This window comes from Alteromonas marina (assembly GCF_000808575.1).
In the GTDB taxonomy this organism is placed as follows: Bacteria; Pseudomonadota; Gammaproteobacteria; order Enterobacterales; family Alteromonadaceae; genus Alteromonas; species Alteromonas marina_A.
Map to the genome: position 1 here is coordinate 1 of NZ_JWLW01000002.1, position 22,163 is coordinate 22,163.

At 42.8% G+C, this 22,163-nt stretch carries 21 protein-coding genes; 7 read left to right on the forward strand and 14 right to left on the reverse strand.

Translation table 11 applies throughout. The features are described from left to right. The first annotated feature begins 406 nt into the window (after positions 1-406). Positions 407-871 carry an RNA recognition motif domain-containing protein gene (locus RJ41_RS00905; protein WP_039216320.1) on the forward strand — a complete coding sequence of 155 codons (465 nt, stop codon included), beginning with the start codon at positions 407-409 and terminating at the stop codon, positions 869-871. A gap of 76 nt (positions 872-947) precedes the next feature. On the opposite strand, the gene RJ41_RS00910 is transcribed toward RJ41_RS00905, so the two are convergent. Then, a complete protein-coding gene (locus RJ41_RS00910) occupies positions 948-2,264 on the reverse strand; it encodes a DUF5610 domain-containing protein (protein ID WP_039216321.1) in 1,317 nt (438 codons plus the stop codon). A gap of 175 nt (positions 2,265-2,439) precedes the next feature. Here RJ41_RS00910 and trmA point away from each other — a divergent pair, with 175 nt between their 5' ends. Beyond that, positions 2,440-3,537 (forward strand): tRNA (uridine(54)-C5)-methyltransferase TrmA, encoded by a 1,098-nt coding sequence (gene trmA, locus RJ41_RS00915; RefSeq protein WP_039216322.1) that lies wholly within the window; start codon positions 2,440-2,442, stop codon positions 3,535-3,537. A 129-nt stretch (positions 3,538-3,666) separates the two neighbouring features. Here trmA and fabR read toward each other — a convergent pair whose 3' ends face one another. After that, positions 3,667-4,263, reverse strand: a complete 597-nt coding sequence (gene fabR, locus RJ41_RS00920; RefSeq protein ID WP_014999555.1) for an HTH-type transcriptional repressor FabR — start codon at positions 4,261-4,263, stop codon at positions 3,667-3,669. A 342-nt stretch (positions 4,264-4,605) separates the two neighbouring features. On the opposite strand from fabR, the gene RJ41_RS00925 reads away from it, so the two are divergent. Both RJ41_RS00925 and sthA read left to right on the forward strand, forming a co-directional pair. After that, positions 4,606-5,733: an acyl-CoA desaturase gene (locus tag RJ41_RS00925; RefSeq protein WP_039216323.1), complete on the forward strand. Its 1,128-nt coding sequence runs from the start codon at positions 4,606-4,608 to the stop codon at positions 5,731-5,733. Between the two features lie 238 nt (positions 5,734-5,971). After that, a complete protein-coding gene (gene sthA / locus RJ41_RS00930) occupies positions 5,972-7,393 on the forward strand; it encodes a Si-specific NAD(P)(+) transhydrogenase (protein WP_039216324.1) in 1,422 nt (473 codons plus the stop codon). Between the two features lie 56 nt (positions 7,394-7,449). Here sthA and RJ41_RS00935 read toward each other — a convergent pair whose 3' ends face one another. Beyond that, the gene (locus RJ41_RS00935) at positions 7,450-7,755 is read right to left on the reverse strand and encodes a hypothetical protein (RefSeq protein ID WP_039216325.1); all 306 of its coding nucleotides are present in this window, start codon (positions 7,753-7,755) and stop codon (positions 7,450-7,452) included. Between the two features lie 114 nt (positions 7,756-7,869). On the opposite strand from RJ41_RS00935, the gene RJ41_RS00940 reads away from it, so the two are divergent. Further along, on the forward strand, positions 7,870-8,448 hold the full coding sequence (locus RJ41_RS00940) for a uracil-DNA glycosylase family protein (protein WP_052235375.1): 579 nt from the start codon (positions 7,870-7,872) through the stop codon (positions 8,446-8,448). Here the strand turns inward: RJ41_RS00940 and RJ41_RS00945 are convergent. Next, positions 8,445-10,670: a bifunctional diguanylate cyclase/phosphodiesterase gene (locus RJ41_RS00945; protein WP_039216326.1), complete on the reverse strand. Its 2,226-nt coding sequence runs from the start codon at positions 10,668-10,670 to the stop codon at positions 8,445-8,447. The genes RJ41_RS00940 and RJ41_RS00945 overlap by 4 nt on opposite strands. A gap of 212 nt (positions 10,671-10,882) precedes the next feature. Between RJ41_RS00945 and RJ41_RS00950 the strand changes: the two genes are divergently transcribed. Next, positions 10,883-11,719 carry a TIGR03899 family protein gene (locus RJ41_RS00950; protein ID WP_052235378.1) on the forward strand — a complete coding sequence of 279 codons (837 nt, stop codon included), beginning with the start codon at positions 10,883-10,885 and terminating at the stop codon, positions 11,717-11,719. Here RJ41_RS00950 and RJ41_RS00955 read toward each other — a convergent pair. The 10 genes from RJ41_RS00955 to dusA all read right to left on the reverse strand — a co-directional run bounded on the left by RJ41_RS00955 (position 11,716) and on the right by dusA (position 21,238). Next, entirely contained in the window at positions 11,716-12,462 is a 747-nt protein-coding gene (locus RJ41_RS00955; RefSeq protein WP_039216328.1) for a phosphoadenylyl-sulfate reductase, read from the reverse strand. The genes RJ41_RS00950 and RJ41_RS00955 overlap by 4 nt on opposite strands. Continuing rightward, positions 12,452-14,173, reverse strand: coding sequence for an assimilatory sulfite reductase (NADPH) hemoprotein subunit (cysI, locus tag RJ41_RS00960; protein ID WP_039216329.1), 1,722 nt, complete (start codon positions 14,171-14,173; stop codon positions 12,452-12,454). The genes RJ41_RS00955 and cysI overlap by 11 nt, the downstream gene beginning before the upstream one ends. Then, the gene (locus RJ41_RS00965; protein WP_039216330.1) at positions 14,173-15,996 is read right to left on the reverse strand and encodes an assimilatory sulfite reductase (NADPH) flavoprotein subunit; all 1,824 of its coding nucleotides are present in this window, start codon (positions 15,994-15,996) and stop codon (positions 14,173-14,175) included. The genes cysI and RJ41_RS00965 overlap by 1 nt, the downstream gene beginning before the upstream one ends. Before the next feature lie 199 nt (positions 15,997-16,195). Further along, entirely contained in the window at positions 16,196-16,951 is a 756-nt protein-coding gene (locus RJ41_RS00970; RefSeq protein WP_039216331.1) for a TIGR04219 family outer membrane beta-barrel protein, read from the reverse strand. A 3-nt stretch (positions 16,952-16,954) separates the two neighbouring features. Further along, complete coding sequence (locus RJ41_RS00975) at positions 16,955-17,947, reverse strand: DUF2333 family protein (protein WP_039216332.1); 993 nt, start codon at positions 17,945-17,947, stop codon at positions 16,955-16,957. Between the two features lie 157 nt (positions 17,948-18,104). Next, the gene (locus RJ41_RS00980; protein ID WP_039216333.1) at positions 18,105-18,467 is read right to left on the reverse strand and encodes a hypothetical protein; all 363 of its coding nucleotides are present in this window, start codon (positions 18,465-18,467) and stop codon (positions 18,105-18,107) included. Beyond that, positions 18,467-18,667 (reverse strand): PspC domain-containing protein, encoded by a 201-nt coding sequence (locus RJ41_RS00985; protein WP_025254029.1) that lies wholly within the window; start codon positions 18,665-18,667, stop codon positions 18,467-18,469. Before RJ41_RS00985 ends, RJ41_RS00980 begins: the two co-directional genes overlap by 1 nt. A 60-nt stretch (positions 18,668-18,727) precedes the next feature. Then, positions 18,728-19,396 carry a phage shock protein PspA gene (pspA, locus tag RJ41_RS00990; RefSeq protein WP_039216334.1) on the reverse strand — a complete coding sequence of 223 codons (669 nt, stop codon included), beginning with the start codon at positions 19,394-19,396 and terminating at the stop codon, positions 18,728-18,730. A gap of 345 nt (positions 19,397-19,741) precedes the next feature. Next, the gene (locus RJ41_RS00995) at positions 19,742-20,029 is read right to left on the reverse strand and encodes a hypothetical protein (protein ID WP_039216335.1); all 288 of its coding nucleotides are present in this window, start codon (positions 20,027-20,029) and stop codon (positions 19,742-19,744) included. 192 nt (positions 20,030-20,221) lie between these two features. Further along, a complete protein-coding gene (dusA, locus tag RJ41_RS01000) occupies positions 20,222-21,238 on the reverse strand; it encodes a tRNA dihydrouridine(20/20a) synthase DusA (RefSeq protein ID WP_084081745.1) in 1,017 nt (338 codons plus the stop codon). A gap of 372 nt (positions 21,239-21,610) precedes the next feature. Between dusA and RJ41_RS01005 the strand changes: the two genes are divergently transcribed. After that, positions 21,611-22,162, forward strand: coding sequence for a hypothetical protein (locus RJ41_RS01005; RefSeq protein WP_039216337.1), 552 nt, complete (start codon positions 21,611-21,613; stop codon positions 22,160-22,162). Position 22,163 lies beyond the last annotated feature (1 nt).

Sequence of the window (22,163 nt, forward strand, 5' to 3'; positions counted from 1 at the left end):
AATTTTTAAAGAACATTCACCTAAAGCCGCTGCTTCTTAGTGACTCACCCTGTTCGAGTGAGGTGCGCATTTTACACCGTTTATTTTCGATGTCAACCATGTTTTTAAACTTTTTATTTGTTTGAAAACTTGATTTCGCACTTGTTGCTAAGTTGGCTTTGTTTTTCTCGAAGCCCCCTCAGAACGTGGAGCGCATTATAGATACCTCTTGTGAAAGATCAATACTTAAATCGGATTTTTTTGCTTTTTAAGCCACTTTTGGTGTTAACCGCTCATTTCTGCATCATTTCTATGGACTCAATGCATCTTTAGACTAGTTTTTTCACATTTTATTGTTCAAATTGTTACAAATGAGTAAACTATGTACAGCCTCCAACACCATAATAAACAATAGAAAGGTAGGTATATGAAAGTAGGCTTTATTCAATGCGCTGTTATTAGCGCTATTTTTGCAATTGCAGGTTACTTGTTATTTTCTTCTGCTAGTTTAAACGTCCATGTTCCATTGACCGTATCAGCAGCCCTGCTGATCAGCGGTATCGTTACTCCTTGGCTAGCGTCTCTTATTCAAAGTTCATCTTCCTCAGATGCTAGAGCACATTCTAATGACGGATCAGTAGAAACTTTATATGTAGGTAATTTGCCATACCGAGCAAACGAAAACGCGGTGAAAGAGTACTTCAGTAGTTTTATCGAAGTGCAGTCGGTTCGCTTAATGAAGGATCGTAAAACTGGAAAGAGAAAAGGCTACGGTTTTATCGAGGTTGTCACAGACGATCTTAACAGTGTTATTGATAAGACAAACGACTCAATCTTTCAGGAACGAACACTTAAGGTTCGTCCTGCAAAGGATAAAGTCGAACACGCATAGCCCTGTATACTCAAGTATCAGTTATTCAACAAAAGCCCGGTTAGCTTTCTTCCGGGCTTTTTATTTTGGTAGACCACTAACTTTCGCTAGTTTCAGCAGATTGAGGAAGACCCTCTAACAGGGTTTGGTTAAATGAGCGGAATCTATTTATTGCTGATATGAGGTCGGGTACCTGAACATCTTCCATTTCGTTAATGATACCAGCTATTAAAGCATTGTAGTCTTCACTGCTCTCTAGCTTGCTTTCTGCATTCGCAAAAGTATCCATCATCTTCTCTAAGTATTGAGCAATGGGACTAACCACATTTCCAAACTGCCCGTTATCGCTTTTATCCTCGTTGTAATGCTGGATATTCTCGTATGTTTTTAACACTTCGGTTTGCGTAGTCCTATTCAACTGCAACGCATAGCCAACCAACTCTTTATCGTCAAAGCCTAAACTTAGTGCGTCTTCGAAAGCTTTGTCTATATCTCCGCTGTAGAAAGTATCGGCAAGATCCTGAACTTGACCGACCAAATCAGCGATCGATTCCAACTCATCTGCATCAAGTTCGCCTTTCAATGAAAAACTAATACCGCTTCGTTCATAGTATTGGTAAGAAGTTTGTTGTTGGTATGATGCTGTAAAATTGTTTTCACCTTGCTCACCACTGCCGCCAGATTGCTCCTGAGATGCCTGGGCTTGGAAGTTAAGTTGTTGAGACGCTTGGAACGAGCGAAGACTCTCAAAACTAAAACTCACTTCGTCCCCATCTTTAGTTCGAATCAGCAAGCTCCCGCTTTTCTCATCCGATGCAGCTACTGCGTTTAAGGATGAAAGTGATACGGCGTTCGGCTGCTGGCGACCGAATATGTCACTTTCCAGATCGTTTATTCCTGTATCGATGAGATCGCGACTTCTTACCATTCCTTGTTCAATCTCTTCATTCATGAAACCCGCTAGGTCTTTTTCAGCCATAGCAAAGCCTCGGCTTACGCCTTCTCTCGCTTGGCTAAATAAACCATTTAACTTCTCATCGCTTGCACCACCATCAGCTGCTCCACGAATAACACCGCCTACAAACTTAAGTACATTTCTGGCAACCTTTTCAAAATCGAACAAACTGCTCGACTTCTCTTCAATATTTTTCTCTTTGGTTGCTTGCGGCTTTTGGCCATCTATTTCTAAGGCTTGATTAAGGCTACTACTTACCACACGCAAGCCAATGCTAGTTTGGCTACTTGAAACAGATACTGAAGCCGCCTGTTGTTTAGAAAATTCAGCTGCTTGCTGCAATCCATCTTGCTGCAACTGTTTTTTTAATGCTTCATTCGGGTGAACAGATGCCTTTTGATCTGCTTTTTGATCAACCTTCTGATCGCCCATGAAAGCCTTAATTTGACCCACGTTCATAATTTGATCCTCACTATCCTCTTTCTTATTATCGGCTAAGAATCAGTATTGTTTAATTTTAATACAGATTTTTTTCTACCTGCTCCTCAATAATAGTGCAGAAGTGGATTGCGCTTGTTGCAGTTATTTTCTAAGAGACTACAATTCGCGACCTCAACAGTGACTGGAGAATTTTATGACCGCGACCGACCAACAAGGCTATCAAACTCAGTTGGACGAAAAAGTAGAACGTCTTACTGCGTTACTTTCTCCGTTCAATGCGCCTGACTTGTCCGTATTTCCATCGCAACCAACTCACTACCGTATGCGTGCCGAATTTAGAGTATGGCATGAGGGTGATGATTTATTTCACATCATGTTCAATCAGGAAACGAAAGAGAAGTATCGCGTAGATAGTTTTCCTCCTGCTTGTAAAACAATAAACGATGCTATGGCATTGTTGCTTGAAGAAGTAAGACCGAATGAAGCGCTAAGAAAGAAGCTTTTTCAAATCGATTATCTCTCTGCGCTGTCTGGTGAACTTGTTATCAGCCTTTTATACCACCGTCAGTTAGATGAAAATTGGGAACAGGCTGCAAGAGAGTTAAAAACGAAACTCGAGGCTCACTTTCCGAAAGTAAACATTATCGGCCGAGCGAGAAAGCAAAAGCTTATTATCAATGACGATTTTGTTATTGAGCGCTTACCCGTTAATGGCAAAGAATTCATATTCAAACATATAGAAAATAGTTTCACCCAGCCCAATGCTGAAGTGAACTGTAAAATGATTGAATGGGCGCTAGATTGTGTAAAGCCGCTCTCAGGCGATTTACTGGAAATGTATTGCGGTGCAGGTAACTTTTCGCTGCCACTAGCACTTCACTTCGATAATGTAGTAGGTACGGAAATAGCTAAGCCTTCCGTGCAGGCCGCGCAGTTTAATATTGAGCAAAATCAGCTTAACAATGTGAAAATCGTTAGGTTGGCCGCTGAAGAATTCACTCAGGCTATGAAGGGTGAGCGCACATTTAGTCGCTTAGAAGGCATTGACCTAAATACCTATAATTTCACGACTGTATTGGTGGATCCGCCAAGAGCTGGGCTAGATGAAGACTCACTTAGAATGATTCAAGATTACGATAATATCGTGTATATCTCGTGTAACCCTGAAACCTTGGCGCAAAATCTTGAGCTTTTGAGTGAAACTCACATCGTTGCTCAATCGGCGCTATTCGATCAATTCCCGTTTACTCATCACATTGAGGCTGGCGTTTTACTTACACGCAAGAGCTAGTGCATCGTTAAAATCGATGGGCCTTTGAAAAGACAAAGGCCCCTATCACTATAAGGTTGTATTAGAATAAGAAGGCTTTTGATTAAAGCTAGCGATAGAGACCTCAATGGTCGCACGCCACTGATTCAACTATGCGTTTTTTTGCGTTGCGCCAATTTGAACAAAACGTAGTTGCGCTTTCACTCTCTCACCAATTTCGCGGCGAAGTTTATCATCAGCTTCTAGTGCTTCAGCACCAGCACTGAATACAAGTCTTACCATGGCATCAGCTTGCAGCTGCGCACACGCATATTCCACACCTTGCTGTTCAATAATGTAGTCGGTCAACTCGTCGATGAAATGCTGAATCTCTCTAAATACTGCTAGTCGATAAGCTGACGAGGTACCGGTATGTTCGCGAAGTAATAGACGAAATACGTTAGTGTTGGCAGCGATAAACTCCATGAAAGTCTCAACGGAGGTGTGGATGACGCCGCCACCAGAGGCAATACGTCGCCTTGCCTGACGCATAAGCTGACGCAGTGCTAAACCAGCTTCATCTACCAGAGTTAAACCCAATTCATCCATATCTTTGAAGTGTCGATAAAAAGACGTAGGCGCTATACCAGCTTCTCTGGCTACTTCACGCAAGCTGATTGCCGATAAGCTGCGGTTTTCATCTAGCAAAGAAAATGCAGCATGGATGATATTTTGGCGGGTTTTTAATTTCTGTTCTTGTCGACTCACATTAGCACCATATGTTGATTTAGCTTTTAACGGCCTGATGATTTTTAGCGCTCGGGATTGAAGCCCTAGCGTCATCTGAATAGCCATTAACGCAATCAAACTCCGCACATCAAAGACTAGCACGTGTAGTTTATCGCAACACACACCAGTGGGGAAATAGAAACAGAATCATCTCTTTTATAAACAAGGATTAAGCAGAAAAATCCGTAAATAACGAGCGCTTCAGCGTAGCTTTACTATAATTAAACTTTACACATGTAAGCAGAACTAATCGGGGTTTTGCTTGCCTGAAGCCTCGTAAAACGATAAATTAGCGAACAGTTGTAAGCCAAGTTGTATAAAATGAAAAAACCTCCTCTTATCCTAACGAATGTGCTGGTATTTATAATATCAGGCGCAATTGCATTTATAGGTGTGCCGCTTTGGGTGGCATATCAGGGTATCGATTGGGCAGAAATCGGTACCGCTATATTCCTATTCTATTTCACCGGTATGTCGATAACTGCTGGGTATCACCGCTTATGGTCGCATAAAACCTACGATGCCAACATTGTAGTTCGTGTCGTATTAGCGATTGGTGGGGCAATGGCCCTGCAAAATAGTATTTTGCACTGGTCGTCAGATCATCGCATTCACCATCGCCATGTAGACGACAACGACAAAGACCCCTACTCTGCAAAGAAAGGGCTTTGGTTTGCGCACATTGGCTGGATGTTACGCGAGTATCAAGCTAAGCGTTACGACGATTACAGCAACTGTAAAGACCTACAAAAAGATAGCGTTGTGATGTGGCAGCATAAGTACTACTTACCTATTGTACTCGCAGCTAACTTTGGAATTACTGGTCTGTTGGGTTATCTTAACGGCGACGTGATGGGCATGATTTTGGTAGCCGGCGTACTTCGACTAGTGCTAGTCCACCACGTAACCTTTTTCATTAATTCCCTTGCTCACTTCTGGGGTAGTCAGCCATATACAGACAAGAATACCGCTCGTGATAACGGCATACTTGCATTCTTTACCTTTGGTGAGGGCTACCACAATTACCACCATATTTTTGAGTACGATTATCGGAATGGCATTCGCTGGTACCAGTTCGATCCTACCAAGTGGCTAATCAGAGGTCTGTCTTTTGTAGGTTTGACGTCGAACCTTCGTAAAGTACCTGAAGAGCGCATCGAAAAAGCCCTAGCGGCGATGCAGCTTCAAAGGGCAAGTGAAAAAGTATCACTACTGCCGAACGCGGAAGAAATGATGCACACTATTCAAGAAGAGTACGACTTGTTGATGCAGCGTATGAGTGAATACTATGCCACGAAAAAACGCGTGATGCGCGTTAAGCAACGCACCTTAAAGCGGAGTATTGAAGGACTTGAGCTTGCATATAAATATAAAGAGCTGAAACACGCCTTTGCTGTTCAGAAAGAAAAATGGACACAATTGCAGAGTTTGTCGCTTCAAATGGCATAACTACTTTCTTTACCCTTGTATTCGTAAAAAACCACATAAGTCTATGCTTATGTGGTTTTTTTTGATCTATAGTTGGAATGACACATCAAGTAAGGTAGTTATACTGGAGTTTGTAAGGTTGGGATAAAAACTTAGCTTTATTCTGAGTTAGATGTTCAAGCTACATCATAAACTGAATTATGGCGGTTACTGTGATTTCAGACGCCACATCATAGAAGTAATAATACGGGAAGGTAACATGGCAACGAAGCAAAAAACAAAAGCTCCATCGTATCACTATGACGCAATAGTTATCGGCACAGGTCCTGGTGGAGAAGGTGTTGCAATGCAGCTTGCCAAAGCCGGAAAAAAAGTGGCGGTTGTTGAGCGCTACGAGGCAGTGGGAGGGGGCTGTACCCATTGGGGTACCATTCCATCGAAAGCCCTTCGTCACTCAGTAAGCCGTCTTATTGAATATAACTCTTCTCCCTTGTTTGCCGACAACCACTTAAGTAAAAGTCTTACGTTCTCTGACATCATGCGCCATGCTAGCGGTGTGGTAAAAAGCCAAACTAGACTTCGTTCTTCATTCTACGATAGAAACCGCGTAACGCTATTTCACGGCGAAGCCAGTTTCGTAGATGCGCATACGTTAGAGATAACCCGTAAAGATGGCTCTAAAGATACAGTCACTGCTGGCCAAATTGCTATTGCCACAGGGTCGCGTCCTTATTGTCCTAAAGACATCGACTTTGGTCACCCGCGTATTTATAACTCAGACACTATCCTATCTTTAGATCACGATCCTAAGTCCATCATCATTTATGGTGCAGGGGTAATCGGCTCCGAATATGCCAGCATCTTCAGAGGTTTAGGTGTCAAAGTTGACCTGGTAAACATGCGCGATCGACTTTTATCTTTCCTAGATGACGAGATCTCTGACGCGCTCAGTTATCACCTGTGGAACAATGGCGTACTCATTCGTCATAATGAAGCCTATTCTTCGGTTGATGCTACCGATGACTCGGTTATTTTAAACTTAGAGTCAGGCAAGCGCATGCGTGCAGATTGTCTTCTGTTTGCTAACGGAAGAACGGGTAATACAGATACACTTAAACTCGAAAATATTGGTTTGAAAGCTGATGGCAGAGGTCAGCTTAGAGTGAATGAAAATTATCAGACCGACGTAGACAATGTCTTTGCGGTCGGCGATGTGATTGGTTATCCAAGCTTAGCATCTGCAGCTTACAACCAAGGTCGTTTTGCCGCGGAAGCTATGCTTGGCATAAAAACGCATTCGGCGTTGGTAGAAGATATACCCTCTGGTATTTATACTATTCCGGAAATCAGTTCTGTAGGAAAAACAGAGCAAGAACTTACCGCAGCAAAAGTGCCTTATGAAGTAGGAAGAGCCCAGTTCAAACATTTGGCCAGAGCGCAAATTGCGTCTACGCAGACAGGAAGTTTGAAAATTTTGTTCCATCGTGAAACAAAAGAAATCTTAGGTATTCATTGTTTCGGCGAACGTGCCTCAGAGATTGTTCATATCGGCCAAGCTATCATGCAGCAAAAAGGCGAAGGAAATACCATAGACTACTTCGTTAACACCACATTTAACTATCCGACCATGGCCGAAGCTTATCGAGTTGCTGCTATTAATGGGCTGAATAGGATTTTCTAGCAGGCACAAAAAAGCCGGCGAAATTGTCGCCGGCTTAATATGCGTTAACTATAAAATTAGTTACGGTTCGCAGCAAGCGCGTTAAGCGAATCTTTATGTGCTACGATGTCGATGTGCATATTTTCTTGATCGAATGTCATTGTTGCAATGGCGTAGTCACCCTGACTGTCGCTTGCAATGTCAATCAACTTTGCTTGTGCATCACGGAAACGAATGTTATTGCCGATTTGATCAGACATACATTGGTTATTCATTTCGAATGTTTTCGCATCCATGCAATCGAAAAGCTGGTTTTCACCAGATTCCGCATGCGCAATACCAAAGGCTGCTGAAAGAGCTAATGTTAGTACTACTTTACGCATGTTTCTTCTCCTGTGCTACAGTCTACTACTGTCACTATTAAACATACTGTATATACATAAGATAGTCAAACTGAGATCATAGTTTTGTGACAAAAGTATGACAAAGAGAAATATTTGGAGAAAAATGTGAAAGGCCACGATGCATTGGTGGTTAAAGCGAGAAATTGTAGACTGTGTACCCCTCACCTACCGCATCAACCCAACCCCATATTTAGCACTGCACCATCAACCAAGGTGCTTATTATTGGGCAAGCACCGGGGTTAAAAGCTCATGAACGCACCATTGCGTTTGATGATCCCAGCGGGGATCGGTTACGCGATTGGTTGTCTGTCTCGAGGGAGATCTTTTATAACCCACGCTTAATTTCGGTGCTGCCAATGGGCTTCTGCTTTCCAGGTTATAAAAATGGAGCCGATGCCCCGCCAAGAAAAGAATGTGCCCCCGCTTGGCATAATGACTTTCTTCTTCATTTAAAACCTAAAGTAACGCTTTACGTGGGACGTTACTCGCAACAGTATTATTTACCGAAACACAAAACGTTAACTGAGGCGGTACGCAGTCCAACTGAAACACATTTCGTACTGCCCCATCCGTCTGGTAGAAACAACAGGTGGCTCACTAAAAATCCTTGGTTTGAATTAGATATCCTTCCGAAGTTGCGAGACACTATAGAGTCTGTATTGAAAGTTTAATCGTGCTCTTCAAGAAACGCTAAAAGCGCGTCGAACGGCATGGGCTTCGCGTATAAGTAGCCCTGGGCCTCATCACAACCGAGCTTTATCATGTAACTCGCCTGCTCTCTTTTTTCCACGCCTTCAGCAATAGTCAGTAAGCCTAGCTTGTTACCCAGCGTTACTATGGTTTCAGCTAACACTGCACTTGCGCCTGGCTTAATATCTTTAACGAATGAACGATCAACCTTTAGCCGGTCTAGCGGTAGCTGCTGTAGATAACTCATGGAGGAGAAGCCTGTTCCAAAGTCATCAATGGCTATTTTAACGCCGAATTCTTTTAGTGAACGCAATGCATCAATAACAATTTGTGGTTCATCCATCACCACACTCTCTGTTATTTCGAGCTCTAATAAGCTCGGGTCGCAGTTAGCTTTGGAAAGTGCTTGTTGCACTTTCTCCACAAATAACCTGTCGCGAAACTGCGGAATAGAAATATTAACCGCTACTCGGAGATGCCCATAGCCTTTTTCTTTTAACGCTTGAAGACGTCGGCATGATTCTTCTAATACCCACTCACCGATATCAACGATAAGACCTGAATATTCAGCTAGTGGTACAAAAACAGCTGGGGAAATATAACCACCCTCGCCATCCGGCCAGCGCAATAGACCTTCCATCCCAACCACTTTTTCACTAAGTAAATCCACTTGCGGTTGAAACCAAAGCTGTAACTTCCGTGCCGCAAAGTCACTGCGAAGTCGGCGAATCATATCTAGACGCCAAGTGGTCTGATCTTCAATATCTTTGGCGTAATATTCGAAGTTATCTGTCAGATTTTTCTTAGCACGGTTTAACGCAATATTCGTGCGCTTTAATATTTCAATGCCGATGTGGCGTTTATTATCTAACTTGCACAATCCAAGTGTTATATTCACCGGAAGTGTGTGATCACCGACTGTGAATGAAGACTGAAAAATCTTGTTGATTGATTTGGGGCAAACTAATTCATCTGGACCAATTAACCCGAACACGTCGGCACCTATACGCCCCTTTTGAACCTTGGCATCTAGAGAAGATTGAAAGCGATCGCTAATTGCTCGTAAAAGCTCATTCCCTGCCTCTTGTCCAAGACCGTCATTGATATCTGAGAAGTGATTCACGTCGATAAGAGCGACCGTATAATTTTCACCAGCGAATATATGAGGTTTATCTAGCATGTTGATAAACTCGTTACGGTTAGGTAAACGCGTTAACCAATCTCTAAACGCAGCATTTCTTAGCTCATGAAAAAGATTAACGTTTTCATAACCCACAGAGATGCTGGATAGGAAAACTTCTAGTAAGTTTTTATCTAATTCACTAATCTCGTGCGTTTGCTTAACGTAAACCGCTGCTTCAAAGCCAGCTCTACTTATGAAAAGAACGGAACAACTAGGCTCAAAGACATGCTTTTTAAGGCGTAAACAGCGACTCACATTCTCTTCGATTTCACTATTTTTGACATCTACAACCGGGTGGTTAATAAATTTGGCATATTCCCCCGCGGCTCCGAGTACATATACTTGTTCGTCCTCTCTGTCTAGCAATGATCCTGCTCTAGCGCATAATAGACCTTCAGAATCGAGCCCGATTAAAGAACTGATTTGGGTAACCACCCCTTCGCAGAATTCTTTAACTGAATGTTCTTCAAATAAGTTAGCCGAGGACGTAATAATCTTTTCTAAGCCAGCACGGCTTTGACTTATGGTGATAATCTGCTGGTAAGAGCGAAGTGAGGAGATAATGGTCGTAAGCAGTTTAGCGCGGGTAAGTTCTGTTTTCGTTTTGTAGTCGTTAATATCGTAAACTTTAATGACCTGCTCTTCTGGAGCATACCCTGGTTGCCCTGTACGCAGTATTATGCGGGGCTCGAAGAGCTTCATATCTTCGCGAATGTATTTAACAACGTCGAAGCCAGCATCGTCAGTTTCCATCACCACATCAAGTAGAATGATGGCAATACTGTTACCATGCTCATGGAGCTTCTCTTTGGCCTGTTTTGCAGAATAAGCGTGGATGAAATTTAACTTTCGATCATTTACGATGAGGTCAGACAGGGCAAGGCGCGTTACCGTGTGAATCTCTTCATCATCATCGACAATAAGAATATTCCAGTCTTTACCGAGTAAAATCTGCTCTTCAACTGAACCATCATCGTCTAAAAAAACTAACTCGTCGTTATCGTAATCCATTGCCGACATTACCGCTCATTTCCTCGATACATACAAAACAAGAATGCATGACTTACTGTATTAAGGAGACGATTACATTGATAAATGGGTTACGCAATGCAATAGTGCTCACATGGTACATGCTAATTTACATTCATTTTATTTAAACAAACATGAAGATAACACCTCAGCACATTTCTCCTGAGATGAAAAAAACTCAGAAGACAGAAGTCAATGGCACAATAACAGCGACTAGCCAACCTGCAGCTGAGAAAGTAGCAAACTCTACACAAACCGATGCAAGTCGCCAACGCATGCTAACGTGGTTCGCTAGAGTGGGAATTAGCCCTTCCATGTTGTCTCCCGATCCTAAAAAGCAAAAACACGCCTTAGAACGAAGAAAACAAATTCTAGAAACCCAAAAAGCGAGCAATCTTCAAGCTGTTCTAAATATAGCACTAAATGTCTCAATCAACGAACAAACTAGCGATAATCTTGATCCCGACTGGTTTTTTGCATTTAGTACGATGGCTGAAGAGATTTATAGCCCACCAATGCAGGAATTATGGGGAAAGATTTTTGCCGTAGAAGTAGCGCGTCCAGGCAGCTTTTCACTACGCACCCTGCAGCTACTTAAGACACTCACTCACAGAGATGCAAAGGTATTTAACAAAGCAGTTAACATAGCAAGTCGAAAGAGTAATGATACCGTTCCGCGCATATTGGTAGGGTATCATAAGCGCAAGGGTCTTTTATCGTTCCTGAGAAAGCCTATTCCAGAGCAAATAAACTTAGCCTCTGTTGGCCTCAGTTACCCTGATTTACTCTCTCTGCAAGAAATGAAATTGATTTATGCCAGTGAAATCGAGAGTGCAGAGTACTCTGAAGGGCAGCAGGTTACTTGGCGATGTGTTAATGAGAACATAACACTCACATGTAAAGCGCCGGGAGTGGCATTAGTTTATTATAAATTTACTTCAGTGGGTAGCGAGCTTTATAAACTAGTGACTAAGTCTACTAACGAAACGTATCTACAAGAAATCAAGCAAGTATTGAGTGAGGTATTCAACATAAGTTAAATACCGTCACCAAACTCGTGTAATCCACATTCGCGCTTCAAACCAAAGAAACGGGTATCTTGTTCACTCATTCCTTCTTGAAGCGATTGGGTTGTGTGCCAGTCACCAATTGAAACATAACCTTGTTCCCACAGCGGGTGATAAGAAAGGTTATTGTCTTTAAGATAATAGTGAAGGTCTTTATTACTCCAATCGATAATCGGATACAGCTTGAACTGCTGCCCTACTTTCTGTAGAACAGGCAGCTTGCCACGGGTATCAGATTGACTTCTGCGCAACCCCGCAAACCACGTACCTGCTTTTAGATCACGTAATGCACGCTGCATTGGCTCAACTTTGTTCATCTTGTTGTATTTTTCAATACCGTCGATGCCTTGCTCCCAAAGTCTGCCAAATCTAGCTTCCTGCCAAGCAGATGACATTTCTGCGCTATAAACGTGTAAGTTTAAATTAAGCTTTTCGACTAGCTCATCAATAAACTTATAGGTTTCTGGAAACAGATACCCGGTATCGGTAAGCACAACAGGAATATCCGGTTGTGCTTGGGTAAGCATATGCAGCATAACCGCCGATTGTGCTCCAAAGCTTGAAGACACAATATGAGTATCAGGCAAGTTGTCCAGCGCCCAAGCTACTCGCTCCTGCGCTGTCATTTTCTCCAACGTTTCATTGATATCAGCAAGGGCTTCCTTACTGATATCAAGCGTTAGTGGTTGCTGCTTAATCGCTGTATTATTCGTCATAGAAATCCCGTGCGGAGTCTATTACTGGTTTTACAACACCAGCGCGAACGACATAATCACCAAAAGCTTCACCAGATTCACGCTCTTTGGCCCATTGACCAAGCAGCGTATCTAGTTCCGCCATGATTTCCTGTTCACTAATGTTTTCTCGATACATACGAGGAATGCGTGTGCCTTCCCGGTTGCCACCTAAGTGCAAGTTGTACTTGCCTGGGCCTTTCCCGACTAAGCCGACTTCTGACAACATCGCGCGACCACAGCCATTAGGGCAGCCAGTTACGCGGAAGATAACACTGTCTTCTTCTAACCCGTGCTTGGCAAGCAAGCCTTCTAGCTCGGTAACAGCATCTGGCAGGTAACGCTCAGCTTCTGCCATAGCCAGTGGACAAGTTGGCAATGCAACACAAGCCATTGAGTCTAGACGCTGGTTAGAAATTGATGGAGCTATTAGTCCATGTTCCCGAGCCAAGGCTTCTACTTTGTCTTTCTCCTGGGGTGGAACACCAGCAATGATCAGATTTTGGTTTGCGGTTAATCGGAAATCCCCTTTATGGATTTTGGCAATTTCTGCACAGCCCGTTTTCAGCGTTTTACCCGGGTAATCTAAAATACGACCGTTCTCAATGAATACCGTAAGGTGGTATTTACCATCAATACCCTCTACCCAGCCAAAGCGGTCACCTCGGTCAGTAAACTCGTAAGGACGACTATCCTGGAAAGTCACGCCCGCGCGTTTTTCAACTTCAGCTTTAAAGTTGTCTACGCCAACACGCTCTAGGGTGTATTTGGTTTTTGCATTTTTACGATTAACACGGTTACCCCAGTCACGCTGTGTGGTTACCACCGCCGCGGCAACATCTAGCGTATTTTCAAGTGGAATAAATCCAAAGTCAGAGGCTTTGCGCGGGTACGTGCTCTTGTCGCCGTGAGTCATTGCAAGGCCACCGCCAACAAGTACGTTAAAACCAACTAGCTGACCATTTTCTGCAATCGCCACAAAATTCAGGTCGTTCGCGTGAACATCTACGTCGTTTTGCGGAGGAATAACCACGGTAGTTTTAAACTTACGCGGCAGATAGTTATCACCTAAAATAGGCTCAACAGGTTTTTCAGTAGTCTCAACCTTTTCACCGTCTAACCAGATTTCAGCATAAGCGCGAGTCTTAGGAAGTAAGTGTTCACTTATCTTTTTCGCCCATTCAAATGCCTGAAGGTGAAGCTCGGATTCAACTGGGTTAGATGTACATAGTACGTTTCTATTTACATCGCCCGCTGTTGCAATAGAGTCGATGCCAGCTTTATTTAGCATTTGGTGCATAGACTTAATCTTAGGCTTTAACACACCGTGAAACTGAAATGTTTGACGAGTGGTTAAACGAATACTGCCGTACATAGTGTGGTCAGCGGCAAACTTATCGATCGCTAACCATTGGTCAGGCGTGATAACGCCGCCCGGTAATCGAGCGCGCAGCATCACATTGTGAAGTGGCTCTAGTTTCTGTTTTGCACGTTCAGCCCGAATGTCACGGTCGTCTTGCTGGTACATACCGTGGAAGCGAATAAGCTGGAAGTTATCAGCTGTGAAGCCACCGGTAAGATCATCTTTAAGATCGGTAGTGATGGTACCGCGCAAATTATTACTCTCGCGCTTTAGACGCTCGTTGTCAGCCAGTTTGCCCTCAACGATAAATGGTGATTTTTCGTTACTCATTAATAGACATCCTTCTGATAACGTTTCGCTTTACGTAACTCTACAACATAGGCTTTTGCATCGGCTTCAGATTTACCGCCGTGCTCTTGCACAATACTAATAAGGGCATTTTCAACATCTTTAGCCATGTGCATTGCATCGCCACACACATAGAAGTGTGCGCCCTGCTCTAGCCATTCGTACACTTCTTTACCGTTTTCTAATAAGCGGTGCTGAACATATACTTTTTCTTCTTGGTCACGAGAAAATGCCAGCGTAATTTTATCTAGTAGACCTTCTTTAACGTAGCCTTGCCACTCTACCTGGTATAGGAAATCTTGGGTGAAATGTGGGTTACCGAAGAACAGCCAATTTTTACCTTCAGCGCCTTGCACATCACGCTCTTGCATGAAAGATCTGAACGGCGCAATACCTGTACCCGGGCCTACCATGATCACTGGCGTGTTAGGGTCTGCTGGTAAACGGAAGTTATCATTGTTTTCAACGAAGACTTCTACCTCACCATTTTCTTCTAAATATTCGCACAAGAAGCCAGACGCACCACCTTGATGACGGTGACCAAACGCTTCATAGTCAACGTGAGCTACAGTGAGATGTACTTCTTCTTCCACCTCAGCCTGGCTTGATGCGATAGAGTACAAACGAGGTGTTAATGGACGCAATGCATCTACTAGCTGCTGTTCAGACAATCTACCTGGGTGGTCGCGCACAATATCGATGATTTGACGTTCAGCCATATAAGTACGCAGCTGCGCCTTATCTTCCATCAAAGCAGCTAATGATTCAGAACCTGTTGCAGCCTGATATGACTTAATAAAGTTAGGGTAACTTAACGTTAATTCAAGTTTAGACGTTAAGGCTTCAGTTAACGACATTGACGCATCACCTACAGATACTTCAGCATTACCATCTAACGACAAAATGCTAATAAGCTCTGATACCAAAGAAGCAGCGTTCTTGAACCAAACACCTAGCGCATCACCTGGCTTGTAGGTAATGCCGCTATCTTCAAGGCTAATTTCGATGTGACGGATATCTTTAACTGAATCGCGCCCCGTAATCTTCTGTGCGTCGATTAACGTTGCTTTGAACGGTGCTTTTTTGGTGTAAGTTTGTGCTGCTACGCCTTGTACTGCTGCACCAGTTTGCGCCGCTACCGCAGTCTGTGGGGCAGCGCTAAAATCATCTTTTAATGATTCAATAAGCTTGTTTAGCCATGCTTCGGCCTCAGCTTCATAATCAACATCACAATCCAAACGCTCAACGATAGACTTACCGCCAAGCTTACCTAAACGCTCATCAAAGTCTTTACCCGTTTGGCAGAAAAACTCGTAACTGCTATCGCCTAATCCCAACACCGCGTATTTGGTACTTGCCAGCTTAGGTGCTTTTTTGCCAGCCAAGAATTCATGTAGCTCAATAGCATCGTCTGGTGCATCACCTTCACCATGGGTACTAACAAATACCGCAACGTGAGTTTCTGCTTTCAAGTTACGTGGCTTGTAATCTGCCATGCTAACCAGCTTGCTATTAAAGCCCGCTTCTTCTGCTTTCGCTTGACACTGTGCTGCAACACCTTTTGCATTACCGGTTTGTGAACCGTACAAAATAGTAAGCGTTGGCGCGTCACCCGCTACTGCAGGCGCGCTTTGTAACATTGGGGCAACCGAACCGCCTTGTGCAGCCGCCATGCCTGCCGCATAGCCACTTACCCAAGTAAGTTGATCACGATTTAAGCCTGCAATGGCTTGCGTAATCGCATTCCACTGCTGTTCGTTTAATACCGCGCCTGGCGCTGAGTTCGAATTAGAATCTTGTGACATAGTCTTTTAGCCTTTTATCAATGGCGCTAAGGCTAACGGCTTTCTACAAGAAGAGAAAAGAATAAATGAAACTTTTTTATTACTGAAAGTGCTAATGACTGTGTGAATAGGTAATAACGCGCGTAAACATTTTCCTTGGAAATTAAAAAAGGCGTGAACTGCACAAGCAGCCACGCCTTTAAAAACAGATAGTTAGTGCTTAAAAATGAAGTTCTAAGCCTGCGAATACACCGTCAAATTCCATGTCAGCATAAACATCGTCAAGGTCTTCAATATCAACTGTTACGTTTCTGTAACCAACTTGAAGGGTCATATCGACGGCTAAGCTCTCAATAAATGAATATTGAACCGCAGCTTGATAGTCGCTTAGCTCGTGATCATCGAATGACAAATAGCTGCCTTCAAAATATGCAGACAATCCAGTAAATGGAAGACCCAGCTGTACTTTTGAATACGCCATTGGAACAATACCAGAGAACTCTGCAGAGCCACTCGTGTCGCTATCACGCTCTACAACGCTTAGTGCTCCGTCGATATACTTTGCATTTATACCCAAATCAAAGCTGACTAAATCATTGTCGAATAGCTCGTAATATAAAATGAAATCCGTTGTATCAATTTCAATGTCCGTATTTACAACAGCATCATTTCGAAATAATTCATCATCAAAAGTAAATTCGGATTGAAGCGCTGTAGTCCCAGAATTCTCTAACGTAGTGTGATTCACTTTCACGTTCGGTAAAAAAGGCACAGGATGTTCAAAGGCAATATATAACGCCGTATTGGTTTCATCGTCAAAATTGAAATCAGCGGTGTTATTGTTATCAGCAAAACCACCTTGTGTATCGGTTTGCCACATTTGTGCACCAACATACACGCCAGCAATAGTGTCTGCGTGAGATGAAACTGAAAATAATGCGCATCCCAATGCGGCAGCGATAAGACCCTTTTTCATTAATTATCCTTGATTAAGAAGTTCTGATATTTCAATTAAAGCAGCGTTTGCACGAGAAATATAGTTAGCCATAACTAAAGAGTGATTAGCTAACATACCAAAGCCACTGCCGTTTAAAATCATCGGACTGAATACAGACTGTTGTGTTGCTTCCAGTTCGCGAATAATCTGCTGAAGACTTACTAAAGCATTTTTATCTTCTAGCACATCAATAAATTCAATTTCTACGGCTTTAAGAAAGTGCAGTAAAGCCCATGTTGCACCGCGCGCTTCATAAAAATTGTCATCGAGTTTCCACCAGCTAGTCTGAACAACACGTTGGTTAGTGCTTGGAGTAGATTGCTTTGCATTTGCATCTCCAGCTAAATCCGTATTAATCCTAGCAGACCCTACGCTGGCACTGAGTCTTTGTGAATAGCTACCCAACCGTTTTTCGACCTGTTTCAGCCATTCGCGCAAATTATCTGCACGGGTGTAAAACTGGCTATCGGAGTTTCGCGTATTTGCCAGTTCGTCGCGATATTTTTTCAATAATTCAATACCTTCGGCGTAGCTCGATTCAGACGAAGGCAATGCCCAGCTTTTGTGGTCCATATTAAACTTGGGGTGGGCTTTGGTGAGGTAAGGGTTTTCAATTGATTGAGATTGAGAACGGCTGAAATCTTTACGCATAGAAAGAGCCAGATCACGCACCATTTCCAGTGCACCAAACTCCCACGCTGGCATATTGTCTAGAAAAATTCCGGGAGGAAGAACATCATTTGAAAGGTAGCCACCAGGCTTATCTAGTAAAGTCTCTGAAACATCAATCATGGTGGTAGTTAATGTGTAACCCGCAATGCTTGTTGGGTTCTCTACAGGTGAATTCTGCTCCAAGCGTTTTCTTACATCGAACGTATCTGGCGACAAACTCCAATACCACCCGATTAACCAGAAAAGTAAAAAGATCACCACAGCGACAATCGCTATCCGTTTTGAGTTAATAGATTGTCTCATATAAACACCAACCTTCCTTTTTAAATAACAAATAGCCGACAGTGGTCAGCTATTTGAAACAACTAATATTACGTGAAAAATGCGAAACCTTTATGACGGTTACCGTTATAACACCACCTTTTACTACGTTAACACAATTTAAATTTATTTATGTTAATTATAAAGTATGGCGCATGTTTACGTCATTTTGTCGCTCATAAGCAGCAGATTTACGATTTTTAAGAGCATATAGGGCAATACCGATTAGTATAATTGGCCAGAAAGCACTGACACCCAATACGAGCAAAGCCAAAAAGCCTGCACCTAAAGCTAAAAGAATCGTCCCCATAACGCTTATAGCAACAACAAAGCCCACTATGGCAAGGGCAACACCGATTAACGAAAGCACTGCCACGTTTTCCCAAGGACTTAGCAACTCGTCAGATATAACAAGGTGCATGCCTAGCCAGCTATCTACAAGGCTTCCCAAGCAATTCACCAAAATAATGGCGATAACTAACGCAATTAAAAAGTTTTTCATTACACTAATCTCGGTAATAGAATAACGGCAGCCACATAGGCCACTAGTGTAATGGGGGTGGCGATGAATAAGCCCGCTACCGCTGCCGCTCTTACCCATACTGCATCAATATCAAAATAACGTGCAACCCCTGCACACACACCTGAAATAATGCCAGAATCAAGGTCTCTATAAATTCGTTTCTGTGATGGTACTTTCATCATTTTCTCCAAAATGTTTCTTCGATATCTACAATATAAGTTGGCGGCACCCAAGGTCGCTTAAGCGACCTTTTTCTTCTTAAGTTCTGCCAGTTCTTTTTCGATCGCTTCGTTTGCTTCCATCGCATCGAACTCGGCCTGCAAAGATGTTGCTTCATTCGACTTTGCTAGGTCGTACGCATCCACTTGCGCTTCCAGATGGTCAATGCGCTGCTCGTAGCTTTCGAAACGCATCATTGCGTCATCGATTTTGCCCTCGTGATCAGCTTGCTTCACTTTCAAGCGTGTTTGCGCTGAATGTTTGCGCTGAACTAAGGTTTTTTGCTTAGCTTTGGCTTCAGCCAACTTACTGTTCAAGCGAGCAGTATCGCCTTGAATCTTTTCGATACTTTCCGCAAGGTGCGCTTCCTGCTCTTCAAGAGACGCAAGTTTAGACACATATTTTTGCTTCTCTATAAGCGCCGCTTTTGCCAATGACTCTTTTTCGTTGTTCATTGCAATTTGTGCTTTGTGCTGCCACCCTTCTACTTCTTTATTTGCTGCTGCGATATGACGCGCTAAGGTTTTTTGCTGTGCAATAAAGCGCGCCGCGTCAGTGCGAACTTCAACCAGGGTTTCTTCCATTTCTTGAATAATCAAACGAATGATTTTTTCAGGATCTTCAGCTTTATCTAACATCGCGTTGATGTTTGCTTGAACAATATCGTTAATGCGTGAAAACATACCCATGATTCTTTCTCCGTTAAAAGTGGTGTTGTAGTTCCCAGCATTTATTCTTAAGTTCACACACTGCTGGTTACCGCTGACTGAGTTCTCCTCAACACTTTTAGTATTACAATGACCATGCCATTTATTTAAAGTATTGATAAGTATAGACTTATTTAAAAATAACAGCCTGACAATTTGTACACTTTAATAGCAGATACGATAAATTAGTGTATTTAACTAACTGAATTGTTAAATTGACCACTTCTAATCGTCAGCATTCAATCTTTAACATTTCAAACATGCTTACATCGTGATTTAAGCAAAAAAAAGCGCCTTTCGGCGCTTCTGCTAATTAACAATATTTATCTAGTCTGCATCTTCTTCTGTTGAACTACCGTCTGAAGTAGCGGCAGCCACTAAATCAGTCACACTGACCTTACCGCTTCCTCGTTCTTCTTGTGGGCTAAGTTCAAAGTGATAAGTTGCGTTTGCTACTGCTTGATATACGTCAGCCTTAATCTCTTGAGATGTGCTGGCGACTGCATTAGTAACTACATTGGTCAAAAACGATTGAAGCACTGACTCTTCTGCATTTGCTACGCTGCTTGCCATGCTTGCTGTCAGTAAAGTTGCTGCGATTAGTGAAGTTTTCATGATATCCCTCTAAATTTAGTCAGTGCAACAACACACCGTTGTTGCGATACTTAGAGGATTGCGAGAGCTGTGCCAACTCCTTAAAAACAACTTAAGCAGCTGATATATATAAACTTTAAGAAAAGCTCGCGTAAACGCGAGCCTTTAATGAAATTGAACAAACATTAAACTTTGGTCAAAAATACTAAGTTATTAGTCTTTTTGACTATTGTACTCAGCAACTTCTTTTTGCGCGCTCTCTACGGCATCTAATGCATTAAGAAGTAAATTAGGATCTGGATTCTTACCCGTACCATTTTGACTTAAATATCTACGCCAAATACGTCCACCCGCTTGCCCTTGATAAAGGCCCAATATATGCCGTGCAGCATGCCAGGGTTTAAAATACGGGTCGTCTTGGCGTTCAATGTATTGCTGCATTTGAAGCACTATCTCACGTCGCGACAAACTCTGAGCATTAGTATCGCCAAATATGTCTTTATCAACGGTAGACATGATATACGGGTTTGCGTAAACCTCGCGTCCTACCATTACACCGTCAACGTTCTCTAACTGTTGCTGAGTTTCAGCAAGTGTTTTAATACCGCCGTTAATACTAATAGATAACTCAGGGCGCGCCTGTTTAAGCCTGTGAACCCGAGGGTAATTCAAAGGCGGAATTTCACGATTTTCTTTTGGGCTTAAACCTTGTAGCCACGCTTTCCTTGCGTGAACAATAAAGGTATCGCATCCGGCATCTGCCACGGTATCGATGAAACGAGCGAAGTCTTCATCTTCGTCCATATCATCAATGCCAATACGGCACTTTACCGTAACGGGAATATCTACCGTTGCCTGCATAGCCTTAACGCAGCTGGCTACCACTTCAGGTTGCGCCATTAAACACGCACCAAAACTGCCATTTTTAACTCTATCACTTGGGCAGCCTACGTTTATGTTGACTTCATCGTAGCCGCGCTCTTGTGATAATTCAGCACACTTGGCCATGTCAGACGGATCACTGCCTCCCAATTGAACCGCCACAGGGTGTTCTTCTTGGTTATAACCAAGGTAATCGCCTTTACCGTAAATGATCGCGCCCGTTGTTACCATTTCGGTATAAAGCAGCGTATGCTTAGACATTAATCGTAAAAAGTAGCGACAATGGCGGTCTGTCCAATCCAGCATTGGAGCGACAGAGAATTTACGATTTAATGGGATGATAGACACGACAATAACCTCAAAAACAATTGGTACCTTTAGACCTCGCTTACACGAGAGCGGCGTATAGTACCTATGTTCAATAAAAAAACAATGTTGCTTTCTATTATTTAAGAGGCTTAATCGCCCCTCATAAAAGCAGCCTGATTTGCCATACCTTTATTTGATAATCATGAATAAGTTAACTTACTGAAAAGAAAATGTTTTTGCTTAAGGCGTTTTTACAGATATTCGCCATTATTATGCTTTTTGCGTATTTCCAAGTTAGCGATTAGTCGCTATTGTATAAAGCAACAATAAAAATTATTAGCACAGACAAAAATGTGATAGCAGTATGTAGGTATGTACAATCCTAAACACTGCACCTTCCGGAGACACTTTATGGCGGACAAGAAGCCGAAGGATCAGCACGCGCAAGACGTTTCTAAAACAGAAAGCGCTCCTCAACCCGCTGATGAGCTTGCACAACTTAGAGAAATACTATTCGGTCAAACAAACCGTGCTTTTCGAGCAGATCTTTCTGCCCTAGAATCACGGGTGAACGACAGTTTTACAAAACTAAACGCACATCTTGATGACCAGTTCAATGATATACGTAAGCTTATCGATCAGCAGATCACCGAACTTTCAAACCAGTTAGCCAGTGCCAATGACAACCATAGTAATGTGCAAGAGCAGTTACAGCACACTACAGATAAGCTACAAAGTGAATTAGAAATAGCCGAAACTGCTGCCAAGAATGACAACGACGCGCTAGAGGCGCATGTAGTTAAAGAACTGGAGTCACTGGACAACTTGTTTAGCAAACGTCATCAAGAGTTGTTAGAAAAGCTACAGCAGGTTACTAGCGAACTTTCAGAGAGTAAAACCGACAGGAAAACACTGGCAAACTTACTTTCAACCATGGCAACCAACCTCGCGACCGATCATTAAT

What these genes read in the sequence shown, in the direction of transcription:
- sthA (WP_039216324.1), top strand. Translation starts at nt 5,972, where the DNA reads ATGGCAACGAAGCAAAAAACAAAAGCTCCATCGTATCACTATGACGCA.
- RJ41_RS00965 (WP_039216330.1), bottom strand. Translation starts at nt 15,996, where the DNA reads ATGTCACAAGATTCTAATTCGAACTCAGCGCCAGGCGCGGTATTAAAC.
- RJ41_RS01005 (WP_039216337.1), top strand. Translation starts at nt 21,611, where the DNA reads ATGGCGGACAAGAAGCCGAAGGATCAGCACGCGCAAGACGTTTCTAAA.
- RJ41_RS00995 (WP_039216335.1), bottom strand. Translation starts at nt 20,029, where the DNA reads ATGAAAACTTCACTAATCGCAGCAACTTTACTGACAGCAAGCATGGCA.
- RJ41_RS00955 (WP_039216328.1), bottom strand. Translation starts at nt 12,462, where the DNA reads ATGACGAATAATACAGCGATTAAGCAGCAACCACTAACGCTTGATATC.
- RJ41_RS00945 (WP_039216326.1), bottom strand. Translation starts at nt 10,670, where the DNA reads ATGTCGGCAATGGATTACGATAACGACGAGTTAGTTTTTTTAGACGAT.
- RJ41_RS00970 (WP_039216331.1), bottom strand. Translation starts at nt 16,951, where the DNA reads ATGAAAAAGGGTCTTATCGCTGCCGCATTGGGATGCGCATTATTTTCA.
- RJ41_RS00925 (WP_039216323.1), top strand. Translation starts at nt 4,606, where the DNA reads ATGAAAAAACCTCCTCTTATCCTAACGAATGTGCTGGTATTTATAATA.
- RJ41_RS00980 (WP_039216333.1), bottom strand. Translation starts at nt 18,467, where the DNA reads ATGAAAAACTTTTTAATTGCGTTAGTTATCGCCATTATTTTGGTGAAT.
- RJ41_RS00985 (WP_025254029.1), bottom strand. Translation starts at nt 18,667, where the DNA reads ATGAAAGTACCATCACAGAAACGAATTTATAGAGACCTTGATTCTGGC.
- RJ41_RS00935 (WP_039216325.1), bottom strand. Translation starts at nt 7,755, where the DNA reads ATGCGTAAAGTAGTACTAACATTAGCTCTTTCAGCAGCCTTTGGTATT.
- cysI (WP_039216329.1), bottom strand. Translation starts at nt 14,173, where the DNA reads ATGAGTAACGAAAAATCACCATTTATCGTTGAGGGCAAACTGGCTGAC.
- RJ41_RS00975 (WP_039216332.1), bottom strand. Translation starts at nt 17,947, where the DNA reads ATGAGACAATCTATTAACTCAAAACGGATAGCGATTGTCGCTGTGGTG.
- pspA (WP_039216334.1), bottom strand. Translation starts at nt 19,396, where the DNA reads ATGGGTATGTTTTCACGCATTAACGATATTGTTCAAGCAAACATCAAC.
- RJ41_RS00910 (WP_039216321.1), bottom strand. Translation starts at nt 2,264, where the DNA reads ATGAACGTGGGTCAAATTAAGGCTTTCATGGGCGATCAGAAGGTTGAT.
- trmA (WP_039216322.1), top strand. Translation starts at nt 2,440, where the DNA reads ATGACCGCGACCGACCAACAAGGCTATCAAACTCAGTTGGACGAAAAA.
- RJ41_RS00905 (WP_039216320.1), top strand. Translation starts at nt 407, where the DNA reads ATGAAAGTAGGCTTTATTCAATGCGCTGTTATTAGCGCTATTTTTGCA.